Origin of the sequence: Streptomyces sp. NPDC058664, from assembly GCF_042716635.1 — a bacterium.
Taxonomy (GTDB): Bacteria; Actinomycetota; Actinomycetes; order Streptomycetales; family Streptomycetaceae; genus Streptomyces.
The window spans coordinates 76,230-101,131 of sequence record NZ_JBHXRW010000013.1; the positions used below are offsets into that span (position 1 = coordinate 76,230).

At 71.6% G+C, this 24,902-nt stretch carries 26 protein-coding genes; 14 read left to right on the top strand and 12 right to left on the bottom strand.

What is annotated here, in order from left to right; translation table 11 throughout:
• Window positions 1-27: 27 nt before the first annotated feature.
• The 3 genes from ppdK to ACFWUY_RS13430 form a co-directional block, all read right to left on the bottom strand.
• The gene (ppdK, locus tag ACFWUY_RS13420) at window positions 28-2,739 is read right to left on the bottom strand and encodes a pyruvate, phosphate dikinase (protein ID WP_384106709.1); all 2,712 of its coding nucleotides are present in this window, start codon (window positions 2,737-2,739) and stop codon (window positions 28-30) included.
• A 356-nt stretch (window positions 2,740-3,095) separates the two neighbouring features.
• Window positions 3,096-4,232, bottom strand: a complete 1,137-nt coding sequence (gene dusB / locus ACFWUY_RS13425) for a tRNA dihydrouridine synthase DusB (protein ID WP_384106711.1) — start codon at window positions 4,230-4,232, stop codon at window positions 3,096-3,098.
• 34 nt (window positions 4,233-4,266) lie between these two features.
• A complete protein-coding gene (locus ACFWUY_RS13430) occupies window positions 4,267-5,151 on the bottom strand; it encodes a helix-turn-helix domain-containing protein (protein ID WP_384106872.1) in 885 nt (294 codons plus the stop codon).
• 109 nt (window positions 5,152-5,260) lie between these two features.
• On the opposite strand from ACFWUY_RS13430, the gene ACFWUY_RS13435 reads away from it, so the two are divergent.
• Entirely contained in the window at window positions 5,261-6,805 is a 1,545-nt protein-coding gene (locus ACFWUY_RS13435) for an MFS transporter (protein ID WP_384106713.1), read from the top strand.
• Between the two features lie 223 nt (window positions 6,806-7,028).
• On the top strand, window positions 7,029-8,276 hold the full coding sequence (locus ACFWUY_RS13440) for a hypothetical protein (RefSeq protein WP_384106715.1): 1,248 nt from the start codon (window positions 7,029-7,031) through the stop codon (window positions 8,274-8,276).
• Window positions 8,277-8,364: 88 nt separating this feature from the next.
• Here ACFWUY_RS13440 and ACFWUY_RS13445 read toward each other — a convergent pair whose 3' ends face one another.
• Complete coding sequence (locus tag ACFWUY_RS13445; RefSeq protein WP_384106717.1) at window positions 8,365-8,589, bottom strand: DUF6243 family protein; 225 nt, start codon at window positions 8,587-8,589, stop codon at window positions 8,365-8,367.
• Window positions 8,590-8,780: 191 nt separating this feature from the next.
• On the opposite strand from ACFWUY_RS13445, the gene ACFWUY_RS13450 reads away from it, so the two are divergent.
• Together ACFWUY_RS13450 and ACFWUY_RS13455 are read left to right on the top strand one after the other, a co-directional pair.
• The gene (locus ACFWUY_RS13450; RefSeq protein WP_384106720.1) at window positions 8,781-9,815 is read left to right on the top strand and encodes an aldo/keto reductase; all 1,035 of its coding nucleotides are present in this window, start codon (window positions 8,781-8,783) and stop codon (window positions 9,813-9,815) included.
• A 43-nt stretch (window positions 9,816-9,858) separates the two neighbouring features.
• Complete coding sequence (locus ACFWUY_RS13455) at window positions 9,859-10,449, top strand: TetR family transcriptional regulator (protein ID WP_384106722.1); 591 nt, start codon at window positions 9,859-9,861, stop codon at window positions 10,447-10,449.
• Window positions 10,450-10,529: 80 nt separating this feature from the next.
• On the opposite strand, the gene ACFWUY_RS13460 is transcribed toward ACFWUY_RS13455, so the two are convergent.
• Window positions 10,530-11,912, bottom strand: coding sequence for a glycine--tRNA ligase (locus ACFWUY_RS13460; protein ID WP_384106725.1), 1,383 nt, complete (start codon window positions 11,910-11,912; stop codon window positions 10,530-10,532).
• Window positions 11,913-12,089: 177 nt separating this feature from the next.
• Here ACFWUY_RS13460 and ACFWUY_RS13465 point away from each other — a divergent pair, with 177 nt between their 5' ends.
• The 4 genes from ACFWUY_RS13465 (at window position 12,090) to ACFWUY_RS13480 (ending at window position 15,354) form a co-directional block, all read left to right on the top strand.
• The gene (locus ACFWUY_RS13465; RefSeq protein ID WP_384106727.1) at window positions 12,090-13,115 is read left to right on the top strand and encodes a metal ABC transporter substrate-binding protein; all 1,026 of its coding nucleotides are present in this window, start codon (window positions 12,090-12,092) and stop codon (window positions 13,113-13,115) included.
• 26 nt (window positions 13,116-13,141) lie between these two features.
• The gene (locus ACFWUY_RS13470; RefSeq protein ID WP_384106729.1) at window positions 13,142-13,975 is read left to right on the top strand and encodes a metal ABC transporter ATP-binding protein; all 834 of its coding nucleotides are present in this window, start codon (window positions 13,142-13,144) and stop codon (window positions 13,973-13,975) included.
• 2 nt (window positions 13,976-13,977) lie between these two features.
• Window positions 13,978-14,871 (top strand): metal ABC transporter permease, encoded by an 894-nt coding sequence (locus ACFWUY_RS13475; RefSeq protein ID WP_384106731.1) that lies wholly within the window; start codon window positions 13,978-13,980, stop codon window positions 14,869-14,871.
• 72 nt (window positions 14,872-14,943) lie between these two features.
• Window positions 14,944-15,354, top strand: a complete 411-nt coding sequence (locus tag ACFWUY_RS13480) for a Fur family transcriptional regulator (RefSeq protein WP_384106733.1) — start codon at window positions 14,944-14,946, stop codon at window positions 15,352-15,354.
• A gap of 77 nt (window positions 15,355-15,431) precedes the next feature.
• Here ACFWUY_RS13480 and ACFWUY_RS13485 read toward each other — a convergent pair whose 3' ends face one another.
• From ACFWUY_RS13485 to ACFWUY_RS13515, 7 genes are all read right to left on the bottom strand, one after another.
• The gene (locus ACFWUY_RS13485; protein ID WP_384106735.1) at window positions 15,432-15,983 is read right to left on the bottom strand and encodes a YcxB family protein; all 552 of its coding nucleotides are present in this window, start codon (window positions 15,981-15,983) and stop codon (window positions 15,432-15,434) included.
• Between the two features lie 73 nt (window positions 15,984-16,056).
• Window positions 16,057-16,881 carry an isoprenyl transferase gene (locus tag ACFWUY_RS13490; protein ID WP_384106737.1) on the bottom strand — a complete coding sequence of 275 codons (825 nt, stop codon included), beginning with the start codon at window positions 16,879-16,881 and terminating at the stop codon, window positions 16,057-16,059.
• A gap of 13 nt (window positions 16,882-16,894) precedes the next feature.
• Window positions 16,895-17,644 (bottom strand): DNA repair protein RecO, encoded by a 750-nt coding sequence (gene recO, locus ACFWUY_RS13495; protein WP_384106739.1) that lies wholly within the window; start codon window positions 17,642-17,644, stop codon window positions 16,895-16,897.
• A 70-nt stretch (window positions 17,645-17,714) separates the two neighbouring features.
• Window positions 17,715-17,906 (bottom strand): hypothetical protein, encoded by a 192-nt coding sequence (locus ACFWUY_RS13500; RefSeq protein WP_384106741.1) that lies wholly within the window; start codon window positions 17,904-17,906, stop codon window positions 17,715-17,717.
• Window positions 17,903-18,298 carry a protease inhibitor I9 family protein gene (locus ACFWUY_RS13505; protein ID WP_384106743.1) on the bottom strand — a complete coding sequence of 132 codons (396 nt, stop codon included), beginning with the start codon at window positions 18,296-18,298 and terminating at the stop codon, window positions 17,903-17,905. The genes ACFWUY_RS13500 and ACFWUY_RS13505 overlap by 4 nt, the downstream gene beginning before the upstream one ends.
• Window positions 18,299-18,438: 140 nt before the next feature.
• Window positions 18,439-18,657: a hypothetical protein gene (locus ACFWUY_RS13510; RefSeq protein WP_384106745.1), complete on the bottom strand. Its 219-nt coding sequence runs from the start codon at window positions 18,655-18,657 to the stop codon at window positions 18,439-18,441.
• Window positions 18,654-18,875: a hypothetical protein gene (locus ACFWUY_RS13515; RefSeq protein WP_384106747.1), complete on the bottom strand. Its 222-nt coding sequence runs from the start codon at window positions 18,873-18,875 to the stop codon at window positions 18,654-18,656. The genes ACFWUY_RS13510 and ACFWUY_RS13515 overlap by 4 nt, the downstream gene beginning before the upstream one ends.
• A 132-nt stretch (window positions 18,876-19,007) precedes the next feature.
• On the opposite strand from ACFWUY_RS13515, the gene ACFWUY_RS13520 reads away from it, so the two are divergent.
• The 6 genes from ACFWUY_RS13520 to ACFWUY_RS13545 all read left to right on the top strand — a co-directional run bounded on the left by ACFWUY_RS13520 (window position 19,008) and on the right by ACFWUY_RS13545 (window position 24,871).
• Window positions 19,008-19,841, top strand: coding sequence for a Scr1 family TA system antitoxin-like transcriptional regulator (locus ACFWUY_RS13520; RefSeq protein ID WP_384106748.1), 834 nt, complete (start codon window positions 19,008-19,010; stop codon window positions 19,839-19,841).
• On the top strand, window positions 19,823-20,092 hold the full coding sequence (locus ACFWUY_RS13525; protein WP_384106750.1) for a DUF397 domain-containing protein: 270 nt from the start codon (window positions 19,823-19,825) through the stop codon (window positions 20,090-20,092). The genes ACFWUY_RS13520 and ACFWUY_RS13525 overlap by 19 nt, the downstream gene beginning before the upstream one ends.
• Entirely contained in the window at window positions 20,089-20,517 is a 429-nt protein-coding gene (locus ACFWUY_RS13530; RefSeq protein WP_384106752.1) for a hypothetical protein, read from the top strand. Before ACFWUY_RS13525 ends, ACFWUY_RS13530 begins: the two co-directional genes overlap by 4 nt.
• 33 nt (window positions 20,518-20,550) lie before the next feature.
• A complete protein-coding gene (locus ACFWUY_RS13535; protein ID WP_384106754.1) occupies window positions 20,551-21,384 on the top strand; it encodes a hypothetical protein in 834 nt (277 codons plus the stop codon).
• A gap of 137 nt (window positions 21,385-21,521) precedes the next feature.
• A complete protein-coding gene (locus ACFWUY_RS13540; RefSeq protein ID WP_384106756.1) occupies window positions 21,522-22,892 on the top strand; it encodes an FAD-dependent oxidoreductase in 1,371 nt (456 codons plus the stop codon).
• 80 nt (window positions 22,893-22,972) lie between these two features.
• Window positions 22,973-24,871, top strand: coding sequence for a LuxR C-terminal-related transcriptional regulator (locus ACFWUY_RS13545; protein WP_384106758.1), 1,899 nt, complete (start codon window positions 22,973-22,975; stop codon window positions 24,869-24,871).
• Window positions 24,872-24,902: the final 31 nt, after the last annotated feature.

Sequence of the window (24,902 nt, forward strand, 5' to 3'; positions counted from 1 at the left end):
CCACCCCTGAACCGGGAGCCGACGGGATCAGCGGCTGTCGCTGCCCTTGGACTCGGCGGCCGCGCGACCCGCCTCGAGGCGCGCCACCGGAATCCGGAAGGGCGAGCAGGAGACGTAGTCGAGACCGACCTCGTGGAAGAAGTGCACCGACTCCGGGTCGCCGCCGTGCTCGCCGCAGACACCGAGCTTGATGTCGGGGCGGGTGGCCCGGCCGGCCTGGACGGCGCTGCGCACCAGCGCGCCGACACCGTCCTTGTCGATGGTCTCGAAGGGGCTGACGCCGAAGATGCCCTTCTCCAGGTACGCGGTGAAGAACGAGGCCTCCACGTCGTCGCGGGAGAAGCCCCACACCGTCTGCGTCAGGTCGTTGGTGCCGAAGGAGAAGAACTCCGCGGCCTCGGCGATCTGACCGGCGGTCACGGCGGCGCGCGGCAGCTCGATCATGGTGCCGAGCGCGAGCTTCAGCTCCACGCCGGTCCGGGCCTGGACCTCGGCGATGACCTGCTCGGCCTCCTCGCGGACGATCTCCAGCTCCTGGACGGTGCCGACGAGCGGGATCATGATCTCGACGCGCGGGTCGCCCTTGGCGTCGACGCGCTGGGCCGCGGCCTCGGCGATCGCCCGGACCTGCATGGTGAACAGGCCGGGGATGACCAGACCGAGGCGGACACCGCGCAGACCCAGCATCGGGTTCTGCTCGTGCAGCCGGTGCACGGCCTGGAGCAGGCGCAGGTCGTTCTCGTGCGGCTCCTTGCGGGACTCGGCGAGGGCGACGCGTACCGACAGCTCGGTGATGTCGGGCAGGAACTCGTGCAGCGGCGGGTCGAGCAGCCGGACCGTGACGGGCAGCCCGTCCATGGCCTCGAAGAGCTCGACGAAGTCCGTCTTCTGCAGCGGGAGCAGCGCTTCGAGGGCCTGGTCGCGCTCGGCGTCCGTGTCCGCGAGGATCAGCCGCTCGACGTACTGGCGGCGCTCACCGAGGAACATGTGCTCGGTGCGGCAGAGGCCGATGCCCTGGGCGCCGAAGCGGCGGGCGCGGTTGGCGTCCTCGGCGTTGTCGGCGTTGGCGCGGACCCGGAGGCGGCGGACGCGGTCCGCGTAGGCCATGATCCGGTGGACGGCGGCGACGAGCTCGTCGGCGTCGTCGGCGCCGGCGTGCATCCGGCCCTCGAAGTACTCGACGACCGGGGACGGTACGACGGGTACCTCACCGAGGTAGACCTTGCCGGTGGAGCCGTCGATGGAGACGACGTCGCCCTCCTCGACGACCTGGCCGTCGGCCATGGTCATCCGGCGGCGCTTGGTGTCGACCTCGAGCTCCTCGGCGCCGCAGACACAGGTCTTGCCCATGCCGCGGGCGACGACGGCGGCGTGCGAGGTCTTGCCGCCGCGGGAGGTGAGGATGCCCTCGGCGGCGATCATGCCGTCCAGGTCGTCCGGGTTGGTCTCGCGGCGGATCAGGATGACCTTCTCGCCGGACCGGGACCACTTGACGGCCGTGTACGAGTCGAAGACGGCCTTGCCGACGGCCGCGCCCGGGGAGGCGGCGATGCCGCGCCCGATCTGGTCGACCTTCGCGTCCTCGTCGAACTTGGGGAACATCAGCTGGGCGAGCTGGGCGCCGGTGACGCGCTGGAGCGCCTCGGCCTCGTCGATCAGGCCCTGGTCCACGAGCTGGGTGGCGATGCGGAAGGCGGCACCGGCGGTGCGCTTGCCGACGCGGGTCTGGAGCATCCAGAGCTGGCCGCGCTCGATGGTGAACTCGATGTCGCAGAGATCCTTGTAGTGGGTCTCCAGGGTCTCCATGATGTGCATCAGCTGGTCGTACGACGTCTTGTCGATCGACTCGAGGTCGGCCAGCGGCACGGTGTTGCGGATGCCGGCGACGACGTCCTCGCCCTGCGCGTTCTGCAGGTAGTCGCCGTAGACGCCCTGGTGGCCGGAGGCGGGGTCGCGGGTGAAGGCGACGCCGGTGCCGGAGTCGGGGCCGAGGTTGCCGAAGACCATCGAGCAGACGTTGACGGCGGTGCCGAGGTCGCCCGGGATGCGCTCCTGGCGGCGGTACAGCTTGGCGCGGTCCGTGTTCCAGGAGTTGAAGACGGCCTCGATGGCGAGGTCCATCTGCTCGCGCGGGTCCTGCGGGAAGTCGCGGCCGGTCTGGGCCTTCACGATCTTCTTGAACTGCTTGACGACCTTCTTGAGGTCGGCGGCGTCGAGGTCGGTGTCGCTGGCGACCTTCTTCGCGGCCTTGGCCTCGTCGAGGGCCTCCTCGAAGAGCTCGCCGTCGACGCCGAGGACGGTCTTGCCGAACATCTGGATGAGGCGCCGGTACGAGTCCCAGGCGAAGCGCTCGTTGTCGGCCTGGCGGGCGAGGCCGACGACGGACTCGTCGGAGAGGCCGATGTTGAGGACCGTGTCCATCATGCCCGGCATGGAGAACTTGGCTCCGGAGCGGACGGAGACGAGCAGCGGGTCGTCGGCCTGGCCGAGCTTCTTGCCCATCTTCTGCTCGAGGGCGTCGAGGTGGGCGGACACCTCGTCGCGGAGCGCGACGGGCTCCGAGCCGCTCTCGAGGTAGACCTTGCACGCCTCGGTGGTGATCGTGAACCCGGGGGGGACCGGCAGACCGAGGTTGGTCATCTCGGCCAGGTTCGCGCCCTTGCCACCGAGCAGGTCCTTCAGGTCCCTGTTGCCCTCGGTGAAGTCGTACACGAACTTCTGATCATTGTTTTCCGACACGGGTCCCGACTCCTCGATGACTCGGTTGGCTGCCCTGACGGCGAGGAACATACCCAGATCGAAGGCTTCTGGGGAGGTACGCCTAGCGGACATCCGGTCTTAACCACCCGTCCGCCAGCACTTCGAAAGTTACCGAGCGGAAGCTTCCGCTTTCACGCCCCGAAGGGTCCTTGACCCAAACCAGCAGATCGACGCTCACCTGAGCGCGCATTCGAGCACTTGCGTTCAACTCTTGAACGCAAAAGGGGTGGCACCCGGTGCCACCCCTTCAGGCGGTACAGCCGCCCGCAACATGCTCATGTGAGCACCACCCCCCTCAGGGGTGGCGAGGATCACTCCCCGAGAAAGGCCGAATCTCAGCCGCCGGACGTGTCCAGCTCGGCGTCCTCGCTCACCCCGGCGCAGTCGTAGGGGTCCTTCAACCAGCCGTCCGGCAGGACGACTCGGTTGTTTCCGGACGTACGGCCCCGCGGGCCGTCCGCGCCCACCGGCCACGGCTGGTCCAGGTCCAGCTCGCTCAACTGAGCGCGCAGCTCGTCCAGAGAAGAGGTGATCGCGAGCTTCTTGCGCATCTCGGAGCCCACCGAGAAGCCCTTCAGGTACCAGGCCACATGCTTGCGGAAGTCGATGACACCGCGTGCCTCGTCGCCCAGCCACTCGCCGAGCAGCCGCGCGTGCCGCACCATCGCGTCCGCGACCTCCCGCAGACCGGGCTGGGCGTACGTGCCCCTGCCCTCGAAGCCCGCCACCAGGTCCGCGAAGAGCCACGGCCGGCCCAGGCAGCCGCGCCCGACGACCACGCCGTCACAGCCCGTCTCCCGCATCATCCGCAGGGCGTCGTCGGCCGACCAGATGTCCCCGTTGCCGAGCACCGGGATCTCGGGCACGTGCTCCTTGAGGCGCGCGATCGCGTCCCAGTCGGCGGTGCCCCCGTAGTGCTGGGCGGCGGTCCTGCCGTGCAGGGCGATCGCCGTGACGCCCTCCTCCACCGCGATCCGCCCCGCGTCCAGGTACGTGATGTGGTCGTCGTCGATGCCCTTGCGCATCTTCATCGTGACCGGCAGGTCGCCCGCGCCCGTCACGGCCTCGTGCAGGATCGCGCGCAGCAGCGGCCGCTTGTAGGGCAGGGCCGAGCCGCCGCCCTTGCGCGTCACCTTGGGGACCGGGCAGCCGAAGTTCAGGTCGATGTGGTCGGCCAGGTCTTCGTCGACGATCATCCGCACGGCCTTGCCGACGGTGACCGGGTCCACCCCGTACAGCTGGATCGAGCGCGGCTTCTCGGTCTCGTCGAACCGGATGAGCTGCATCGTCTTCTCGTTGCGCTCGACCAGGGCGCGCGTCGTGATCATCTCGCTCACGAACAGCCCCTTGCCGCCGGAGAACTCGCGGCAGAGGGTACGGAAGGGGGCGTTGGTGATGCCGGCCATGGGGGCGAGCACCACCGGGGGCTGCACGATGTGCGGGCCGATGGCGAGAGGGGTGAACGCGGTCATGGGCCCCATTGTCCCGCACCCCGGCGGTCTCCGGTCAGCCGTACCGTCCGCGCATGGCCGAGCTCACAGCGACCCCCTCTTCGAGGACCAGTTCCAGGAGCCGCTCGACCCCGGCGCGGGTCTCGTCGTCGACGGGGACGTACGTGACGAGGTGCGGTCCCGCGGCCGGGCCGAGCCAGAGGTTGGTGTGCTCGAACCTGAGCAGGCCCACGCGGGCGTTGCGGACGACCTTGGTGCGCCCGCCGGGGGCGACCACGTCGTGCCGGGCCCAGATCTCCCGGAACTCGGGCGAGGCCGCTTCGAGCCGCCGTACCAGCGCCTTCCAGGCGGGCTCCGCCAGGTGCTCGGCCATGGAGGCGCGGAGCTTCCCCGCGAGCAGCGGCAGGAGCTCCGGCAGATCGGTCGCGGCGGTCCGGAAGTCCTCGTTCGTGAAGGCCAGCCAGAGGGAGTTGCGGTCCTCACGGGGCAGGGCGTCCAGGTCACAGAAGAGCCGCCCGAAGGTCCGGTTGTGGGCGAGGAAGTCGAAGCGGCTGTTCTGGACGGCGGCGGGGACGGGCTCCAGCTGCTCCAGGAGCGCGCGCAGGGCGGGGGTGACGGCCGGGCAGGGCGCGCCGGGGTACGGGTCGGCCCGTCCCGCGAGGGCGAAGAGGTGGCTCCGCTCGGTCGGGTCGAGGAGCAGGGCGTCGGCGAGGGCGTCGAGGACCTGCGGGGAGACCTGGATGTCCCGGGCCTGTTCGAGCCAGGTGTACCAGGTGACGCCGACGGCGGAGAGCTGGGCGACCTCCTCCCGGCGCAGACCGGGGGTGCGGCGCCGGCGGCCCCTCGGCAGGCCGACCTGCTCGGGGGCGATGCGCTCGCGCCGACTGCGCAGGAAGGCGGCGAGCTCGTGCCGCCGGGTGCCGGGAGCGGCCGTCGTCATGGTCGTCACGCCTCCAGGGTGCCGGGACGGCCGGCCCCGTGCCAGGTACTGCTTGTACCAGGATGAAGAGACTCTGGTACCAGGCTGAGCGGCGGCGGATCGTCGGAGGGTGACCACGACACCGCCTTCCGCACCGACGCCGTCCTCCGCACCGGCATCCTCTTCCGCACCACCCGCTCCCGCCGCCCGTACGACCGCCCCGGCCGACGGCCTCTCAGGCCCCACAGGCTCCGCAGGCCCCACAACCCCCGCAGCCCCCACGCTCAGCGCGCTCGGCCTGTTCACCGTGCTCCTCGGCGCCTCGCTCCCCCTGATCGACTTCTCCGTCGTCAACGTCGCCCTGCCGTCCATCGGCCACGACCTCGCCGCGGGACCGGCCCTGCTCGAACTGGTGGTGGCCGGGTACGGCCTGTCGTACGCCGTACTGCTCGTCCTCGGCGGGCGGCTCGGCGACCTCTTCGGCCGCCGGCGGCTCTTCCTCGCCGGCATGGCGGCCTTCGGCCTCACCTCCCTCGCCTGCGGCCTCGCGCCGGACGCCTGGACGCTGGTCGGAGCCCGGGTCGCCCAGGGCGCCGCGGCGGCGCTGATGCTGCCGCAGGTCCTGGCGACCGTCCACGCCTCGACGTCGGGCCCGCGGCGGGCGAGGGCGCTCGGCCTGTACGGGGCGACCGTGGGCCTCTCGATGATGGTGGGCCAGATCCTGGGCGGGGTGCTCGTCGCGGCCGACCTCGCGGGTTCCGGCTGGCGGGCGGTGTTCCTGGTGAACGTGCCGGTGGCGGTGGCGGGCCTGGTCCTGGCCCTCCGTACCGTCCCGGAGACCCGGTCCGACCGTCCGGCCCCGGTGGACGTGCCCGGCACGCTGCTGCTCGGCCTCGCGCTGCTCTCCCTGCTCGCCCCGCTGACGGAGGGCAGGGCGGCCGGCCGGCCGCTGTGGACCTGGCTCGCCCTGGCCGTGTTCCCGTGCGCGGTGTGGGCGTTCTGGCGGGTGGAGCTGCGGGCGGACCGCGAGGGGCGCGTGCCCCTGGTCCCGCCGAGCCTCCTCGGCCTGGCCTCGCTGCGGCGCGGGCTCGTCCTGATCCTGCCGCTCTCGATGGGCTTCGGCGGCTTCGTGTTCGTGATCGCGGTGGCGCTCCAGCAGGGCCTGGGGCTGAGCGCGGTGGTCTCGGGCCTCGCGCTCGCCCCGATGGCGGTGGCCTTCTTCGCGGCCTCGCTCGCGGGTCCCCGGCTCGTACGGCGCTGGGGCACGCGCGTGGTGACGGCGGGCGGCCTGGTCCAGGCGCTCGGCATCGGGCTGCTCGCCCTGACGGCCTGGCGCACCTGGCCGGACCTCTCGGTCTGGCTGCTGCTCCCGGGGATGGCGGTCGCGGGCCTGGGTCAGGGCCTCCAGCTGCCGGTGCTCTTCCGGGTGGTGCTCTCGGAGGTCCCGCCGGAGCGCGCGGGGGTGGGCAGCGGGGTGATGGTGACGGCCCAGCAGTCGGCCCTGGCCCTTGGCGTCGCCGTGCTCGGCTCGCTCTTCCTGGGCCTGGCCGCGTCCGACCCGGCGGACGCGGGCACGGCCCTGACGGTGACGCTCCTGGTCCAGCTGGCGCTGATCCTGCTCACGTCGGCGCTGTCCCTGCGCCTGCCGAGGACGGTGGGTGAGGGCGTGCGGTGAAAGCGCCGGTCACGGGAGTACCTGGCGGGGGCCTCCCGTCGCCTGGTTCGCGACTGCGTTCGCATGGCCATCCCCATGGATGACGGCGTCGCCCTCTTTGCGGTCATCGCGGGCGCGGCCGCCCCTTCCGCTCCCCTCCCTCGGCGATCACCGCACTGGAACGACGGCACTCTGCGTGTTCAGATAGATACGGATCGTCACCACTTCATGAAGGGACCTGTCCATGAGTGAGCCGCAGGCCACCGAGCAGCAGATCCGTGAGGCCCTCGCCTCCGCGCCCATCATCCTGGCCCCCGGGCCCCACGAGCCGCCCACCCGGATCCCTCCGGTCCCGCATGACGTCTGGGACCTCCCGGGCGGCACCGCCTGGGTCTACTACGCCGAGGGCGGCGACCGGCTGACCAAGCCCGTGATCGCCGCCGACGGGTTCAACACGGGGCCGAGCAGCATCGAGATGCTGTGGCAGGGCCTGGACTGGGGGGAGTACGCCTTCTTCAGCGAGCTGCGCCGCCGCGGGCACGACGTCATCGTCCTCGGCTTCCACGAGCGCAGCGCCGCCATCCAGCAGAACGCGAACGCCGCGATCGAAGCGATCACGCGCGCCGGATCCGAGTGTCAGGGCGGCCACCCGCTCGCCGTCGGCGGCTTCAGCATGGGCGGCCTCGTCACCCGCTACGCCCTCGCCAAGATGGAGGACCAGCGGATCGACCACCGGACCGGCCTCTACTGGTCGTACGACACCCCGCACCGCGGCGCCTGGATCCCCCTCGGCCTCCAGGCGTTCGCGCACTACTCGCGGAAGCTCAACGACGGCTTCTCCAACCAGATCAACAGCCCGGCCGCCCGACAGCTGCTGGCCTGGCACATCGAGGAGTGGGACGACAAGCCCCACGTGGACGAACTGCGCGAACAGCTCCTCGCCGAGCTGGCCCAGATGGGCAACTGGCCCGCGATCCCCGTCAAGATCGGCGTCGCCAACGGCGTCGCGACGGGTCAGGGCAACGGCGTCAAGCCCGGCGACCACGCGGTCCAGGGCAAGGGCCTGAGCATCCTGGGCACCAACCTCTACGCCCAGCGCGGCGGCGACAACCAGATCGTCGCGAATCTGCGGCTGGTGACCCCGCCTCCGGCCAAGGACGTACCGACCGACGACCTGCCCGAGATCGACGGGGCTCCCGGCGGCACCCTGGAGGGCTTCGGCATCCTGGCCGACAAGCTCAACGAGCAGCCGCTCTTCCTCGGGCTCAAGACCGACGCCCACGTCCGCCACCACTCGTTCGTGCCCTCCGTCAGCGCCGTCGCCATCCGCGACGTGACCACCGACGCCGACCTGTACGTGAACATCGGCGGCCTCGATCCGGAGTCGAGCGAGCTCGACCGCTTCAGGCTGGCCTCGCAGAACGAGCCGCACACCCTGATGACCACGGAGCTCGGCGGCTGGATCGTCGAGCAGATCGAGAAGCAGGGCTAGCCTTCCGGATCGGAGGACCAGCCGGCCCCGTACGCGACGGAGGGCCTGGGGCGTGCGACGCCCCAGGCCCTCCGTCATGCGGTGACCGTTACTTCTGACCGGTCTCGCCGGTGTCGGCGCTCTCGGTGTTCTCGGCGCTTTCGGCGCTCTCTGCTCCCTGGGCGCGCTCGCGCATCTTCTTCAGGAGCTCCTGCTTCTGCTCGTCGGCCGTGCGACGGGCGGCGCCGGCGCTCTGGACGGCGCCGTGCTGGTCGGCGCGGGACAGCTTCTTGCGCTGTCCGCCGACGCCGAGGAGGTTGTTGCGCTTGGCCATGGGGTTCTCCCGTTTCAGTGAGGTGGGCGGTGGTGGAGCTGGATCAGCCGGGGCCGGCGACGCTCACTCGTAGATCTGGAAGAACGAAGACATGTCGGTGACGGTACCCCGGCCCCGGGGCGCCGGGCACCACATTTCCCGGCCGAATGACAAATATTGAAATCTGTCATCGGTCATGCCACCCTTGAGTCATGACCACCATCCAGTCCGTCCCCACCCGCCCCCTCGGCACCACCGGCCCCCACGTCTCCGCCCTCGGCCTCGGCTGCATGGGCATGTCCGCGCTGTACGGCGAGACCGACCGCGCCGAGTCGATCGCGACCATCCACGCCGCCCTGGACGCGGGCGTCACCCTGCTCGACACGGGCGACTTCTACGGGATGGGACACAACGAGCTGCTGATCGCCGAGGCACTCCGTACCGCCCCCGCCGCCGCCCGCGAGCAGGCCCTGACCAGCGTCAAGTTCGGCGCGCTCCGCACGGTCGAGGGCGGGTTCACCGGATACGACGGGCGCCCGGCCGCCGTGAAGAACTTCGCGGCGTACTCGCTCCAGCGGCTCGGCACCGGCCACATCGACATCTACCGGATCGCCCGCGTCGACCCGGACGTGCCGATCGAGGAGACCGTCGGCGCCATCGCCGAGCTGGTCGAGGCGGGCCACGTGCGGCACATCGGCCTCTCCGAGGTCGGCGCGGACACCCTGCGCCGGGCGGCGGCCGTGGCCCCGATCGCGGACCTCCAGATCGAGTACTCGCTGATCTCCCGGTCCGTCGAGGAGAAGATCCTCCCGGCCGCGCGCGAGCTCGGCGTCGGGATCACGGCGTACGGGGTCCTGTCACGCGGCCTGATCAGCGGCCACTTCACCCGGGACCGCGAGCTGGCGCCGGACGACTTCCGGGGCATGAGCCCGCGCTTCCAGGGCGAGAACCTCCAGCGGAACCTGGACCTGGTGGACCGGCTGCGGACGCTCGCCGCGTCGAAGGGCGTCTCGGTCGCGCAGACCGCCATCGCCTGGGTCCTGGCCCAGGCCGGGCGGCAGGGCGTGGACATCGTCCCGCTGGTCGGCGCCCGGCGCCGGGACCGGCTCGCGGAGGCGCTCGGCGCCCTGGACGTCACGCTCGACGCCGCGGACCTGGCCGCGATCGAGGAGGCCGTCCCGGCGGGCGCGGCGGCGGGCGACCGCTACCCGGCGGCGCAGATGGCGCACCTGGACAGCGAGCGCTGACCGGCTCCGCCGGGGGGCACCGGCTGACAGGTAGTGTCATTCCATGGCCGCCACCGACACCCTGACCGCAGAGCGCATCCTCGAAGCCACCGAGGAGGTGCTGCGGCGTTACGGCCCGGCGAAGGCGACCGTCGTGGACGTGGCCCGGGTCCTCGGCGTCAGCCACGGCAGCGTCTACCGCCACTTCCGCACCAAGGCGGCGCTGCGCGAGGCGGTCACGGAGCGGTGGCTGGAGCGGACGGTGGTCGAGCTCCGCCCGTACGCCGAGGACGGCGGGCCCGCCGACGAGCGGCTCACCGGCTGGCTGACCGCCCTCTTCGGGCTCAAGCGCCACAAGGCGGGCGGCGACCCGGAGCTGATGGCCACCTTCATGGTCCTCATCGGCGAGAACAGCGCGGTCGTCGACCGGCACGTGGAACACCTCGTGGGCCAGATCGCCCGGATCGTCGAGGACGGGCACAGGCAGGGCGTGTTCGCCGCCCCCGAGCGGGACTTCGCGACGACGGCCCGCGCGGTCTTCGACGCCACGGACCGCTTCCACGACCCGGCGCACGCCGGTGACTGGTCCGCCCCGGACATCGCGGACGCGTTCACGGCGGTCGTCTCCCTGGTGCAGCGCGCACTGCGGGCCTGAGCCCGTACAGGCCTGGTCACGTACGGGAAAGCCCCCGGTTCCAAAAGGAACCGGGGGCTTCGCCGCAGGTACGAACAGACTCAGCAGCCGAGCAGACGGCTGCCCAGGTAGCCCTGGATCTGGTCGAGGGAGACGCGCTCCTGCTTCATGGTGTCGCGCTCGCGCACGGTCACCGCGTTGTCGTCGAGGGTGTCGAAGTCGACGGTGATGCAGAACGGGGTGCCGATCTCGTCCTGGCGGCGGTAGCGGCGGCCGATGGCGCCGGCGTCGTCGAACTCGATGTTCCAGTTCTGGCGCAGGTCGGCCGCGAGGCCCTTGGCCTTCGGGGAGAGCTGCGGGTTGCGGGAGAGCGGCAGGACCGCGGCCTTGACCGGGGCCAGGCGGTGGTCGAGGCGCAGCACGACGCGCTTCTCCATGACGCCCTTGGCGTTGGGGGCCTCGTCCTCGTTGTACGCGTCGAGCAGGAAGGCCAGCATCGTGCGGCCGACACCGGCCGCCGGCTCGATGACGTACGGCGTGTAGCGCTCGTTGGACTCCTGGTCCAGGTAGGTCAGGCTGGCGCCGGAGGCCTTGGAGTGGGCGCTCAGGTCGTAGTCCGTGCGGTTGGCGACGCCCTCCAGCTCGCCCCACTCGCTGCCGCCGAAGGAGAAGCGGTACTCGATGTCGGCGGTGCGCTTCGAGTAGTGGGAGAGCTTCTCCTGCGGGTGCTCGAACCAGCGCATGTTCTCCTCGCGCAGGCCGAGGCCGGTGTACCAGTTCCAGCGCTGCTGCATCCAGTACTCCTGCCACTCCTCGTCCTCGCCCGGCTTGACGAAGAACTCCATCTCCATCTGCTCGAACTCGCGGGTCCGGAAGATGAAGTTGCCCGGAGTGATCTCGTTCCGGAAGGACTTGCCCATCTGCGCGATGCCGAACGGGGGCTTCTTGCGCGCGGTGGTCTGCACCTGGGCGAAGTTGGTGAAGATGCCCTGGGCGGTCTCGGGACGCAGGTAGGCGACGGAGCCGCTGTCCTGGGTCGGGCCGAGGTGGGTGGAGAGCAGGCCCGAGAAGTTCTTGGGCTCGGTGAAGGTGCCCTTGTTGCCGCAGTTGGGGCAGTTGAGGTCGGCGAGGCCGTTCTCGGGGAGACGGCCGTGCTTCTCCTCGTACGCCTCCTCCAGGTGGTCGGCGCGGAAGCGCTTGTGGCAGGAGGTGCACTCGGTCAGCGGGTCGGTGAAGGTGGCGACGTGACCGGACGCCTCCCAGACCTCGGTCGCCAGGATGACCGACGAGTCGATGCCGACGACGTCCTCGCGCGAGGTGACCATGTAACGCCACCACTGGCGCTTGATGTTCTCCTTGAGCTCGACGCCCAGGTGTCCGTAGTCCCAGGCGGCGCGCTGGCCGCCGTAGATCTCACTGCAAGGGAAAACGAAGCCACGGCGCTTGCTCAGGCTGACGATGGTGTCGATCTTGTCGGCGGCCACGGTGCTCTCTTCATTACGACGACGAAGTGCGAATGCCACAGGTTACCGGCGCCCGTACCCCCCGCATCAAATCGGTTCCGGGCAAGGAGGGCGGGGAGGGGCGCCGGGGCGTCGCGTGGGTGGGACCACACGGAAGGCAATTGACAACCGTTTCCAATTTTGTTGAAAATGAGTGTCATGAACGTACGTCGCCTCATACCCAGCACCGCCCTCGCCGGAGCCGTCACGCTCGGCCTCGTCTCCCTCTCCGCCTGCGGAACCTCCGACGCGGCCGGCAAGGACAGCGGCGGCAAGCTGGACGTGGTGGCGTCCTTCTACCCCATGCAGTACCTGGCCGAGCAGATAGGCGGCGGCCACGTCGCCGTCAACACGCTCACCAAGCCCGGCGTCGAACCCCACGACCTGGAGCTCAAGCCGAAGCAGGTCGGCGAGCTCGGCGAGGCCGACGTCATCCTCTACCTCAAGGGCATCCAGCCCGCCGTCGACGAGGCCATCGCCCAGGCCGGCGTCGAGAACACCGTCGACGCCGCCACCCTCACGAAGCTCGAGGCCCACGGCACCGGGACCGAAGGCCACGACCACGGCGGCCACGAGGGCGAGACCCCCGAGGAGCACGCCGGACACGCCGGCGAAGAGCACGCGGGCGAGGAAGCGGGCCACGAGGAGCACGGTTCCGAGGCCGGCGCCGACCCGCACATCTGGCTCGACCCCGTGAAGTACGCCGAGGTCGCCAAGGGCGTCGGCAGCGCCCTGGAGAAGGCCGACCCGGCCCACGCCGCCGACTACGAGAAGAACACCGACGCGCTCGTCGAGAAGCTCGGCGACCTGAACACCGACTTCGCGAACGGTCTGAAGAACACCACGACGAAGACCTTCATCACCACCCACTCCGCCTTCGGCTACCTCGCCGAGCGGTACGGCCTGGACCAGGAGGGCATCTCCGGCGTCGACCCCGAGTCCGAGCCGAGCCCCGCCCGGATCAAGGAACTCCAGGACAAGGCGAAGAAGGAGAAGGTCACCACCGTCTTCTTCGAGACGCTCGCGAGCGACAGGACCGCCAAGACCCTCGCCGCCGACACCGGTCTCAGGACCGACGTGCTCGACCCCCTCGAGGGAATCACGGACGCCTCCAAGGGCGATGACTACATCGAGGTCATGCGGTCCAACCTCGCCGCGCTGCAGAAGGCCCTCGGCGCCAAGTGACCACGGCACAGCAGGAGGTACGAGCCATGGCAGCCCAGGAACCGGAAACCCGTGGGCCGGAGGCCCGCCGGCAGGAAGCCCGGAAGCCGGCGGCCCGGGAAGCGGAAGCCGTCATCTCCGTCCGCGGGGCCACGGCGGCCCTCGGCGCCCGGCCCGTCCTCCGCGGCGTCGACCTCACCGTCCACCACGGCGAGGTCGTCGCGCTGCTCGGCGCCAACGGCTCCGGCAAGTCCACCGCGGTCCGCGCCGTCATCGGCCAGGTGCCGCTGACCGGCGGCACGATCCGGCTGTTCGGCACGGAGCGGAAGCGGTTCCGCGACTGGGCCCGCGTCGGCTACGTACCGCAGCGCACCACCGCCGCCAGCGGCGTCCCCGCCACCGTCCGCGAGGTCGTCTCCTCCGGCCGGCTCTCCCGCCGCAGGTTCGGCTGGACGACGAAGCAGGACCGGGCCGCCGTCGAGCGGGCCATCGACCTCGTCGGGCTCGCCGACCGCGCGAAGGACTCCGTCTCCGCGCTCTCCGGCGGCCAGCACCAGCGGGTCCTGATCGCCCGCGCGCTCGCCTCCGAACCCGAACTCCTGATCATGGACGAGCCGATGGCCGGCGTCGACCTCGCGAGCCAGGAGATCCTGGCCGCGACCCTGCGCGAGCAGGTCGCGGGCGGCACCTCCGTCCTCCTCGTCCTGCACGAGCTGGGCCCCCTCGAACCGCTGATCGACCGCGCGGTCGTCCTCCGCGACGGCTGTGTCGTCCACGACGGCCCGCCCCCGGAGGCGGTCGGACAGCACGCCCTGCCCGGCCACGACCACGTCCACCCCCACGCGGCCGACGAGCCGATCCGCACCGGATTGCTGACCTGATCATGGACATCCTCCAGCTCGCCTTCATGCAGCGCGCGCTCCTCGCCGCCGTCCTCGTCGGCATCACCGCGCCCGCCGTCGGCATCTACCTCGTCCAGCGCCGCCAGGCGCTGATGGGCGACGGCATCGGCCACGTCGCCATGACCGGCGTCGGCCTCGGCTTCCTCCTGAACTCCAGCCCGGTCTGGATGGCGACCGCGGTCGCCGTCGTCGGCTCGGTCGCGATGGAGCTGATCAGGGCGTACGGGAAGACCCGCGGCGACCTCGCGCTCGCGCTGCTCTTCTACGGCGGCATGGCCGGCGGCGTCATGCTGACCAGCCTCTCGACGACCGGCTCCAACGCCAATCTGACCTCGTACCTCTTCGGCTCGCTCTCCACGGTGTCCACCGAGGACGTGACGGCGATCAGCGTCCTGGCCGGCTTCGTGGTCCTGGTCACCGTCGGCCTGCGCCGACAGCTCTTCGCGGTCAGCCAGGACGAGGAGTTCGCCCGGGTCACCGGCCTTCCGGTGCGCGCCCTGAACCTGCTGATCGCGGTCACCGCCGCGGTGACCGTCACGGTCGCCATGCGGGTCGTCGGCCTGCTGCTCGTCAGCGCGCTCATGGTGGTGCCGGTGGCGGCGGCCCAGCAGCTGTCGAAGTCGTTCCGCGCGACCTTCGTCCTCGCGGTGGTGACCGGCGTCACGGTCACCCTGGCGGGCACGGTCACCTCGTACTACCAGGACGTGCCGCCCGGCGCGACGATCGTCCTGTACGCGATCGGGGTGTTCGTCCTCCTCACCCTGCTTGCCACGCCGCTCGCGAAACGGCGGGCGCGGGCGGCCGAGGCGGGCGCGGAGGGCTGCGACGCACCGGTGCCGGGGACCCGGCGTCCGACGGACGACGTGAAGGTCTGATCGGGCGGGACCGGAGCGACGGTGGGGGACTGGCAGAATGACGGGGGCAGACAAGCATTCTAGGAGGCCCCCGTGGTGACGGCAGGACCCCCCGTACGAGGCCGCTCGACCAAGCAGCGGGCCGCCGTGTCGGCGGCGCTGAACGAGGTGGACGAGTTCCGCAGCGCCCAGGAGCTGCACGACATGCTCAAGCACCGCGGCGACTCGGTCGGCCTCACCACCGTCTACCGCACGCTCCAGTCCCTCGCGGACGCGGGCGAGGTGGACGCGCTGCGCACGAGCGACGGCGAGACGGTGTACCGCCGCTGCTCGACCGGCGACCACCACCACCACCTGGTCTGCCGGCTCTGCGGCAAGGCCGTCGAGGTGGAGGGCCCGATGGTGGAGCAGTGGGCCGAGACGGTCGCCTCGGAGCACGGCTTCGTGAACGTGGCGCACACGGTCGAGATCTTCGGCACGTGCGCGGAGTGCGCGCGGAAGTAGGCCGTACGCGTACAGGAGGGCCCGCACCGGATCGTCTCGGTGCGGGCCCTTCTCGTACGCCGTCGGACGCGGTGTCGTCAGACGCGGCTGCTGTGCCGGTCCAGGAGGGCCCGGAGCCGGTCGGCGTCGGCCGGGTCGGCGAGGCCGTGCTTGGGCAGGTAGGCGAAGCCGGAGCCGGTCTTCCGGGGCGTGAGCAGGACGAAGAGCCGGTCGGTCTCCACGTACCGGGGCAGCAGCGGCCAGCGGATGGCGGTGTCGGCGTTCCGGGAGGTCCACCGGCCGCCGTCGGCGTCGACGACGGCCCTGGCCTCGCCGCCCTGGGCGCGGGCGGCCAGGAAGAAGGCCTGGGCGACGGCCCAGCTCGTCAGGTGGACCACGGCGACGGCGGCGACGCCGAGCCCCGTCATCTCGGCCACGGTCCCCGCCTCCGGCTCGCCCGGGAGCAGCAGCTCCAGGCCGACGATCAGGAAGGCGAGGACGGCGGAGCCGTACGCGAGCCACCGCAGCGCCCGCCACCAGCGGGCGGCCCCCAGGGTGACGCGCACCGCCTCGCGCACGTCCGCGAGGGCGGCGGAGTAGGTGAGCTCGACCCGGTCGTGGAGCGTGGAGTCGTCCGATATCCCGTTCATCCGCCGGATCGTAGCGACACCCCGGCCCCGCGACGGCCTCGCCTCAGGGCTTCTCAGGCCTTCTCAGGCCTTGTCAAGCCTTGTCGAGGACGGCGAGGTCGGCCGGGTCGACGCCGCCGAAGCGCCGGTCGCGCTCGGCGTACTCGACGCAGGCCCGCCACAGGTCGCGGCGGTCGAAGTCCGGCCACAGCACGTCCTGGAAGACCATCTCGGCGTACGCGCTCTGCCAGATCAGGTAGTTCGAGGTGCGCTGCTCGCCGCTGGGCCGCAGGAAGAGGTCCACGTCCGGCATGTCCGGGTAGTACAGGTACTTCTGGACGGTCTTCTCGGTGATCTTCGCCGGGTCGAGCCGGCCCGCCTTCACGTCCTCCGCGAGCGCCTGCGCCGCGTCCGTGAGCTCCGCGCGGCCGCCGTAGTTCATGCAGAAGTAGAGCGTCAGCCCGGTGTTGTCCTTGGTCTGCTCCTGCGCGACCTGGAGCTCCTTGGCCACCGACTTCCACAGCTTGGGCATCCGGCCGACCCAGCGCACCCGGATGCCGAGCTCGTCGAGCTGGTCGCGGGTCTTGCGGATGAAGTCTCGGTTGAAGTTCATCAGGAAGCGCACCTCCTCGGGCGAGCGCTTCCAGTTCTCGGTGGAGAAGGCGTACAGCGAGATCGCCCCCACGCCCATCTCGATCGCGCCCTGGAGCACGTCGAGCACCTGCTCGGCGCCGACCTTGTGGCCCTCGGTGCGGGGCAGGCCGCGCTCCTTGGCCCAGCGGCCGTTGCCGTCCATGACGATCGCGACGTGCTCCGGGACGAACTCGGGCTGGAGCTTCGGCGGGCGGGCACCGGACGGGTGCGGCTCGGGGGTCCTGTACTCGCGCCGCTGCCGCCCGAGGAGTCGTGCGATGGCCATGGGGTGCTGTCTCCTAGTTTTTCTCGACGTACCGCAGGGAGCGCAGGCCGCGCTCCAGGTGCCAGTGCAGATAGGCGGACACGAGCCCGCTGCCCTCCCTGACGTGACGCGGCTCGCACGCGTCCGCCGTCGCCCAGTCGCCGGTGAGCAGCGCGCTGAGCAGGCCGATGGCCTCCGAGGAGGGTACGACGCTTCCGGGCACCCGGCAGTCGCCGCATATGACGCCGCCCGCCGCGACCGAGAAGAACCGGTTGGGGCCGTGGAGGCCGCATTTCGCGCAGTCGTCGAAGCTGGGCGCGTAGCCGTTCACGGCGAGCGAGCGGAGGAGGAAGGCGTCCAGGACGAGGTGGGGGGCGTGCTCGCCCCGGGCGAGCGTCCGCAGGCCGCCGACGAGCAGCAGGTACTGCTGGACGGCGGGCTCGCCCTCGTGGTCGGTGAACCGCTCCGCCGTCTCCAGCATGGCGGTGCCGGCGGTGTACCGGGCGTAGTCGGTGACGATCCCGCCGCCGTACGGGGCGATGGTCTCGCTCTGCGTGCAGAGCGGCAGGCCGCGCCCGACCAGCTCGCTCCCCCGGGCGAAGAACTGCACGTCCACGTGGGAGAACGGTTCGAGCCGCGCCCCGAACTTCGACTTCGTCCGCCGCACCCCGCGCGCGACAGCGCGTACGCGCCCGTGACCGCGCGTGAGGAGCGTGATGATGCGGTCCGCTTCACCCAGCTTCTGGGTGCGCAGCACGATGCCGTCGTCGCGGAACAGACTCATGGACCCATTCTCGCGCACGACGACGGAGCCCCGGGCCGGTACCCGGGGCTCCGTCGTCGGCAGGGGTGGCTCAGTAGCTTCCGGCGTGGACGAGGTGGCCGTGGAAGCGTCCGGTGACGGGTGCGTGCGGATCGCCGGCGAAGCCGTACGAGGCGGGCTGGGCCGCGGCGTCGTCACGGTGCCGGTCGTCGATCCCCGTGTCGATGATCGCCACCGCCGTGTCGACGGCACCCGTGCCGTTCCCGGCGGCCGTGCTGCTCACGTCGGCCTGGATCCGTCCGCCCCGGTCGGCAGGACCTGCTGGGTGGCCTGTACGGGCCGGTCGGGGGCCACCGCCCGCACGTGCCGGGCCGCCCGCAGCGCGGCCACCTGGGACTCCGGCACCACCGCCGAGTACCCGACAAGGGCGTGCCGGTACCGGAGGCCCGCCCGCACCCCGTGGTTCCGGCCGTGCTCCCGCACGATCGCGTCGAGCCGGTCACGGGCCGAGTCCTCCAGGACGATCACGTACCGTCCCTCCGGCTGGGCGACCCGCCCCTCCGCCGCCCCCGCCCCCGTGAGTCCCCCCGCCAGCAACGCCATCGTCGCCACCGTCGCCGCGGACACCGCGGACGGCCGGTACGCCGGTCTCGCGACCCGGCCTTGTCCTGCCATCCCGAACACCTGGTTTCCTTTCGTGGTCGACGAACACGAACTGGTTCGCGACGACCACGCAACCGGGCCTGCGGGACGCGTGCAGGGCGGCCGCGGCGGATGGATCAACAGACCTCCGGGGGCACTTCACCCGCGTGGGCTCAGGACACCTCGCCCCGGCTCCGGGCGTTGACGTGCGCCGTGGCGGCGCTCAGCCGCTCGGACGAGGTCGCCTCCCGGACCTCCCCTGGCTCCACGTCCCACTCCCGCCCGCCACCGAGCGGACGGATCTGGACGTACGGCCCTTCGTGTCCCATCACTCTCCCGACCCGCCCGGTGCGGATCTCCACGACGTACGACCCGATGGGCAGTGCGGTCATGACCGGCTCTCCTCCCCCGGCAGTAGGGCGGCGGCGATGAGCCGCGCCGTTTCCGCCGTGCAGCATCCCAATGCGACGAGCGGCCTCGGGGGCTCCGCGGCGAGGGTGACGACGTCGAGCCCGAGCGAGGGGAGGGTGATTCCCGCCCTCGCGAGGGCCTCGCGCAATTCCGTCACTGCCTCTTGTGCGGCTTCGAGAGTCCCCGTGGTCGTCCTCATGATGTCTTCCTTCACCAACGTATGCCTTTCTGAATCCATTTCCTGCTTCGCCTCTCCAGGGTGGGGCGGAATCCGTAGAATCGGCAGATGCGCAGACCGTACAACTACGGTGTAGCGCGGGGGAGTTAATCCATGGCCAAGGGCAAGCAGGACAACGCGTGGGAGTTCTTCGGGGATCTCCTCAAGGACCGCCGGGAGGCGGCGGGGCTTCCGCAGGGCGAACTGGGCAGACGGGTGTTCGTATCGGGGGCGTACATCGGCCTGTTCGAGCAGGGAATTCGAAAGCCACAGCTGGATGTGGCGGCACGAATCGATGAAGTCCTACAAACCGGCGGTATTTTCGAACGCACGTGGCGCAAACTCATCAACAAGTCACCGTACGCGTCCTATTTCCACGCGGTGGCGGAGCTGGAGGCGGTGGCGACGAGGATCTGCGAGTTCGCGCCGACGGTGGTGCCGGGGCTGCTCCAGACGTGGAAGTACGCGGAGGCGGTGACCCTGGCGGCGAACCCGTTCGTCACGGAGGAGTACGTCGAGGAGAAGGTCACCTCGCGGATGGACCGGGCGAGGATCCTCACGGACACTACAAGGCCCGAGTATTGGGTCATCCTGCACGAGAACGCGCTCCTCACCCCCGTTGGTGGCCCGGCCGTGATGGCCGAGACGCTGGAGCACATCGTGACGCTCACACGAGAGCGGGTGGTGCTGTTGACGGTGCTCCCGCGCGCGATCGGCGCACACGCCCACATGACCGGCACGCTCAAGCTCATGGAGTTCGACGACCAGCCGCCAACGGCCTATACGGAGACGGAATTTTCGGGAACCCTCCTCGACGATCCGGCTGTGGTGAAGCAGGCCCAGCGCACCTACGATCTACTCAGGGTCGCCACGCTGTCGCCGGAGGCGTCCCTCGCACTGATCGAGTCGGCGGCGGAGGACTACAGACGATGCGTCAGTACGACCTGAACAACGCCCACTGGTTCAAGAGCTCCTTCAGCAACGGGTCCGGCGGCGACTGCGTCGAAGTCTCGTACGACTTCACCGGCGCCGCCTGGCGCAAGAGCAGTCACAGCAACGGCGAGGGCGGCAGTTGCCTCGAAGTCCTCGACCACGTCCCCGGTGTCGTCCCCGTCCGGGACAGCAAGAACCCCACCGGCCCCGTCCTGGTCGTCCCGGCCTCCGCCTGGGCGGCCTTCGTCGCCCGCGTCGAGGCGTGACGACCGCTCCCTCCCTCGTGCTGCGCGGCAGGGGCGAGTCCGTCCTCCGCTACGAGGGAGGGGCGGGGCGGGTCACGCTCCGCCGCGCGGACCGGGAGCGCCGCATCCCCCTGGCGGCGATCGCGCTCGTGCGCGCCGAGGGGCGGTCCGTCGCGATCGCCCTCACGGCGCCCGAGGAGGGCGAGCCGACCGTCTACCGTGTCGTGGACGTGAGCGAGGCCGCCGCCCTGGCCTTCGCCGACGTGGTGAACGCCGCCCTGCCCGGGACGCGGGTCTCCGACGGCGCCTCGCACGTCACGACCTTCGCCCTCCTGGCGGCCCCGCCCCCTCGCGCCCGGACCCGGCTGCCGGCCGGCGCCGTCGCGGTGTCGATCGCCGTCGTCGCCCTGGTCACCGCCCTGGTCGTGACGTCCCTGAAGGGCTGACGCGGGTCGCCGCCCGGCCGTACGATCCCGGCCATGTCGATCACTCCGTCCGTACCCGTCGTCCAGGGCAGAGGGAAGTCCTCCCTCCAGCACGAGGGCGACGCCCTGCTGCTGACCCGCCATCACGACGAGATACGCATCCCCCTGGCCGCCATCGCGCAGGTCCGCACCGAGGGCCGGTCCCTCACCGTCGAGCTGACGGCACCGGCCGGCGCGACGGCGTTCACGCACCGGATCGACGGGGCGAGCGAGGCGGCGGCCGCCATGTTCGCGGCGACCGTGAACGCCGCCCTGCCCGAGGTGACCAGGCGGGACACGAACGCCGACGGGACCGCGCTCGTCGAGGCGCACACCCGGCCCGCGAGCAGACGGGAGCTCAAGATCCGGCTCCTCAAGTGGTGGGCGGCCGCCAACGTCGCCGCGGTCGTGCTCCTCTGCGTACTCATCGCCGTCGCCGGACAGCCGGTCGGCATCGTCCTCTTCGTGCCCTTCGGCTTCGTCGCGGCGGCGTGCGTCCTCACGAGCGTCGTCTCGCTGAGCAGCTGGTACCGCGAGTTCCGTCTGATCCGGCACGGCATCACCACCCTCGCCGTGGAGTCCCCGGACCGGCGGGGGGTGTATCTGTACACGGACCCCGCGGGCCTGGTCCGCCAGGTGTTCACCTGGGCGGGCAGACTGTCCACCACGGTCAGCTACGACCCCGCGAACCCGGCGGACGTGATCCTCCCGAGGTCCACGTTCCTGCGGCGCGGGGAGCTCTGCTTCGGCCTGTTCTGCGCCCTCTGCGGTGTCGGCTTCTACGCCACCATGATCGCGATGGTCGTCCAGACCTTCACCGGCAGCCTCGACCTCTCGGCACCCGCCTAGCCACACTTATGGAAGTCATAAGTCCACCTTATGAGTCCATAGACCGGGCCCGGGTACCACTCCGCGCGACGGGTTATTTAGGGTGGCCTAAGTGTCGGCGGCCTCGCCGCCATGTCGCTTGCGAAGGGAAACCCGTCATGCCCCGCCCCCTCCGGGTCGCGATCGTCGGCGCCGGCCCCGCCGGAATCTACGCCGCCGATGCGCTGCTGAAGTCCGAGGCCGCCGCCGAGCCGGGCGTGTCCATCGACCTCTTCGAGCGGATGCCGGCCCCCTTCGGCCTCATCCGCTACGGCGTCGCCCCCGACCACCCGCGCATCAAGGGCATCGTCAAGGCCCTCCACCAGGTCCTCGACAAGCCGCAGGTCCGCCTCTTCGGCAACGTCGACTACGGCACCGACGTGCATCTCGACGACCTGCGCGCCTTCTACGACGCCGTGGTCTTCTCGACCGGCGCCATGGCCGACCGCCCACTGGACATCCCGGGCGTCGAGCTCGACGGGTCCTACGGCGCCGCCGACTTCGCCTCCTGGTACGACGGCCACCCGGACGTCCCGCGCACCTGGCCGCTCGAAGCGGAGAAGGTCGCCGTCCTCGGCGTCGGCAACGTGGCCCTCGACATCGCCCGCATCCTCGCCAAGACCGGCGACGAGCTGCTGCCGACCGAGATCCCGGCGAACGTCTACGAGGGCCTCAAGGCCAACAAGGCCCTGGAGATCCACGTCTTCGGGCGCCGCGGCCCGGCCCAGGCGAAGTTCAGCCCGATGGAGCTGCGCGAGCTGGACCACTCCCCCACCATCGAGGTCATCGTCAACCCCGAGGACATCGACTACGACGACGGCTCGATCGCCGAGCGGCGCAAGAACAAGCAGACCGACATGGTCGCCAAGACCCTGGAGAACTGGGCGATCCGCGACATCGGCGACCGCCCGCACAAGCTCTTCCTGCACTTCTTCGAGTCGCCCGTCGAGATCCTCGGCGAGGACGGCAAGGTCGTCGGCCTGCGCACCGAGCGCACCGAACTGGACGGCACCGGGAACGTGAAGGGCACCGGCGCGACCACGGACTGGGACGTCCAGGCCGTCTACCGCGCGGTCGGCTACCTCTCCGACGAGCTGCCCAAGCTCCCCTGGGACGCCGTTTCCGGCACCGTCCCGGACCAGGGCGGCCGTGTGATCGAGGAGGGCGGCGAGCACATGGCCTCCACCTACTGCACCGGCTGGATCCGGCGCGGCCCCGTCGGCCTCATCGGCCACACCAAGGGGGACGCCAACGAGACCGTGGCGAACCTCCTGGACGACTTCGCGAACGGGCGCCTGCTGACCCCCGAGACCCCGGAGGAGGACGCGGTCGTGTCCTTCCTGGAGGGCAAGGGCCTCACGTACACGACGTGGGAGGGCTGGTACGCCCTGGACGCCGCCGAGAAGGCGCTCGGCGAGCCGCAGGGCCGCGAGCGCGTGAAGATCGTCGAGCGCGAGGACATGCTGCGCGCGAGCGGCGCGATCCAGTAGGGCCTTCCCGGGCCTTTCGCGACGGGCCCCCACCCCTTCCCGGACCTATCCTGAGAGGGCCGGGAAAGGGGTGAGCGGCCATGTCCGCACCCACGACGACCGACAACACGGTCGAGCGCGCCAGGGACGCGGCGGCCCGTGAGTCCTGGGCCGAGGCGTACGCGCTCCTGCACGCCCACGACCTGCATCCCTCGCGCGCGCTGACCGCCGACGACCTCTCCGTCCTCGCCGACGCCGCCTGGTGGTCGGGGCACGTCGACGAGTCCGTCACCGCCCGGCTCCGGGCGCACGCCGCCTACCTCGCGGCCGGCGACCACCGGGGCGCCGGGCTCGCCTCCTGGTGGCTGCACTACGAGTACCTGGGCCTCGGCCGTCCCGCGGCGGCGGCCGGCTGGCTCCACCGGGCCCGGCACCACCTGGAGGACCTGCCGGACTGCCCGGAGCAGTGCTTCCTGGCCTGGAGCGACGCCGAGGAGGCCCAGGCGCGCGGCGACCACGGGGCCGCCCTCGCCGCCGCCCGCCGGATGACCGGCCTCGCCCTCGACTCCGGCAGCCCCGACCTGATCGCCCTCAGCCGCCAGGCCGAGTCCGGTGTCCTGCTCGCGGCCGGCCGCAGGGCCGAGGCCCTCGCCCTCCTCGACGACGCGATGTGCGCGGTGTCGGCGGGCGAGCTGAGCGGCATGTTCACGGGCTGGCTGTACTGCCTGGCCCTCACCCAGTGCATGGAGGCGGCCGACTTCGGCCGGGCGGTGGAGTGGACGAACGCGGCGATGGAGTGGTGCGCCCCACCCTGGCCGGGCCGCCCGCCGCCGCCCGGCCCGGAAGCCCGCACGGGACCGCCGCCCGACCCGGAAGCCCGCACGGGACCGCCGCCCGACCCGGCCAGTGCGGGACCGGTGGACAGCCCCGCGCGACCGGAACCGACGCCCGGCCCGGAAGCCCGTACGGAATCGGTGGACAACCCCGTGGGTACGGTCACGGCGGCCGCGCCCGCGCCCCCGGCGGGTCTCGGGTCGCTGCCCGTCACCGTGCCCTCCGGCGAGAACCCGTTCCGGGGTGTCTGCCGGGCCCACCGGGTGGAGGTGCTCGACCTCCTGGGGGTCTGGGCGCTCGCCGAGGCGGAGGCCCGGCAGGCCTGCCGCGAGGTGCCGGTGGACTGTCTGGAGTCGGCCGCCGCCGCGTACTACGCCGCCGGTGACGTCCAGCGGCGCCAGGGCCGCCTCGACGAGGCCTCCGTCTCGTACGGGCACGCCCATGAGCTCGGGCGGATCCCGCAGCCGGGCCTCGCGCTGCTGCGCCTCGCGCAGGGCCGGGCCGACGCGGCGGTGGCCGGCATCGACCTGGCCCTGGCCTGCCGCGGCGACCCCCACCACGACCTCCTCGGCCGGGCCCGGCTGCTCGCCGCCCGTACGGAGGTGGCCCTCGCGGTCCGTGACGTGCCGGGGGCGGCGGGCGCCGCGGCGGAGCTGGACGCCCTGGCCGGAGACGTACCGCTGCTGCGGGCCCTGGCCGACACGGCGCTCGGCTCGGTGGCCCTGGCCGAGCGGAGCGGCGAGGCGCCGCGCCTGCTGCGGCGGGCGCTCGCCGGGTGGCTGGAGCTCCGGGTGCCGTACGAGGCCGCGCAGGTGCGGATGCTGCTCGCGGCGGCCGACCGGGCGGTGGGCGACGAGGAGGCCGCCCGCCTCGAACTGGGCGCCGCGCGGACCGTGTTCGAGCGGCTCGGGGCCGTACCGGACGCCCGGCGGGCAGCGGCGCTGCTCTCCTCGGGGGCGCGGCGGCGGCTGCCGGGCGGGCTCACCGCGCGGGAGGCGGAGGTGCTGCGGGTGCTCGCCTCGGGCGGGACGAACAAGGACATCGCCCGCGCCCTGGTGATCAGCGAGCACACGGTCGCCCGGCACCTGAACAACATCTTCGCCAAGCTGGGCGTCGGCTCCCGCGCCGCCGCCACGGCCTACGCGTACGCGCACGGCCTGGTCTGAACGGCCCATGCGGGGCGCTCGCCGGACCATG

Bases quoted from the DNA above. Each gene is read 5' to 3' on its own strand.
- ACFWUY_RS13450 (WP_384106720.1), top strand. From the start codon at position 8,781: ATGACCACCATCCAGTCCGTCCCCACCCGCCCCCTCGGCACCACCGGC.
- ACFWUY_RS13470 (WP_384106729.1), top strand. From the start codon at position 13,142: ATGGCAGCCCAGGAACCGGAAACCCGTGGGCCGGAGGCCCGCCGGCAG.
- ACFWUY_RS13490 (WP_384106737.1), bottom strand. From the start codon at position 16,881: ATGGCCATCGCACGACTCCTCGGGCGGCAGCGGCGCGAGTACAGGACC.
- ACFWUY_RS13430 (WP_384106872.1), bottom strand. From the start codon at position 5,151: ATGACGACGGCCGCTCCCGGCACCCGGCGGCACGAGCTCGCCGCCTTC.
- ACFWUY_RS13505 (WP_384106743.1), bottom strand. From the start codon at position 18,298: ATGGCAGGACAAGGCCGGGTCGCGAGACCGGCGTACCGGCCGTCCGCG.
- ACFWUY_RS13510 (WP_384106745.1), bottom strand. From the start codon at position 18,657: ATGACCGCACTGCCCATCGGGTCGTACGTCGTGGAGATCCGCACCGGG.
- ACFWUY_RS13520 (WP_384106748.1), top strand. From the start codon at position 19,008: ATGGCCAAGGGCAAGCAGGACAACGCGTGGGAGTTCTTCGGGGATCTC.
- ACFWUY_RS13445 (WP_384106717.1), bottom strand. From the start codon at position 8,589: ATGGCCAAGCGCAACAACCTCCTCGGCGTCGGCGGACAGCGCAAGAAG.
- ACFWUY_RS13515 (WP_384106747.1), bottom strand. From the start codon at position 18,875: ATGAGGACGACCACGGGGACTCTCGAAGCCGCACAAGAGGCAGTGACG.
- ACFWUY_RS13540 (WP_384106756.1), top strand. From the start codon at position 21,522: ATGCCCCGCCCCCTCCGGGTCGCGATCGTCGGCGCCGGCCCCGCCGGA.
- ACFWUY_RS13455 (WP_384106722.1), top strand. From the start codon at position 9,859: ATGGCCGCCACCGACACCCTGACCGCAGAGCGCATCCTCGAAGCCACC.
- ACFWUY_RS13440 (WP_384106715.1), top strand. From the start codon at position 7,029: ATGAGTGAGCCGCAGGCCACCGAGCAGCAGATCCGTGAGGCCCTCGCC.
- ACFWUY_RS13485 (WP_384106735.1), bottom strand. From the start codon at position 15,983: ATGAACGGGATATCGGACGACTCCACGCTCCACGACCGGGTCGAGCTC.
- ACFWUY_RS13535 (WP_384106754.1), top strand. From the start codon at position 20,551: ATGTCGATCACTCCGTCCGTACCCGTCGTCCAGGGCAGAGGGAAGTCC.
- dusB (WP_384106711.1), bottom strand. From the start codon at position 4,232: ATGACCGCGTTCACCCCTCTCGCCATCGGCCCGCACATCGTGCAGCCC.
- ACFWUY_RS13465 (WP_384106727.1), top strand. From the start codon at position 12,090: ATGAACGTACGTCGCCTCATACCCAGCACCGCCCTCGCCGGAGCCGTC.
- ACFWUY_RS13475 (WP_384106731.1), top strand. From the start codon at position 13,978: ATGGACATCCTCCAGCTCGCCTTCATGCAGCGCGCGCTCCTCGCCGCC.
- ACFWUY_RS13525 (WP_384106750.1), top strand. From the start codon at position 19,823: ATGCGTCAGTACGACCTGAACAACGCCCACTGGTTCAAGAGCTCCTTC.
- ACFWUY_RS13545 (WP_384106758.1), top strand. From the start codon at position 22,973: ATGTCCGCACCCACGACGACCGACAACACGGTCGAGCGCGCCAGGGAC.
- recO (WP_384106739.1), bottom strand. From the start codon at position 17,644: ATGAGTCTGTTCCGCGACGACGGCATCGTGCTGCGCACCCAGAAGCTG.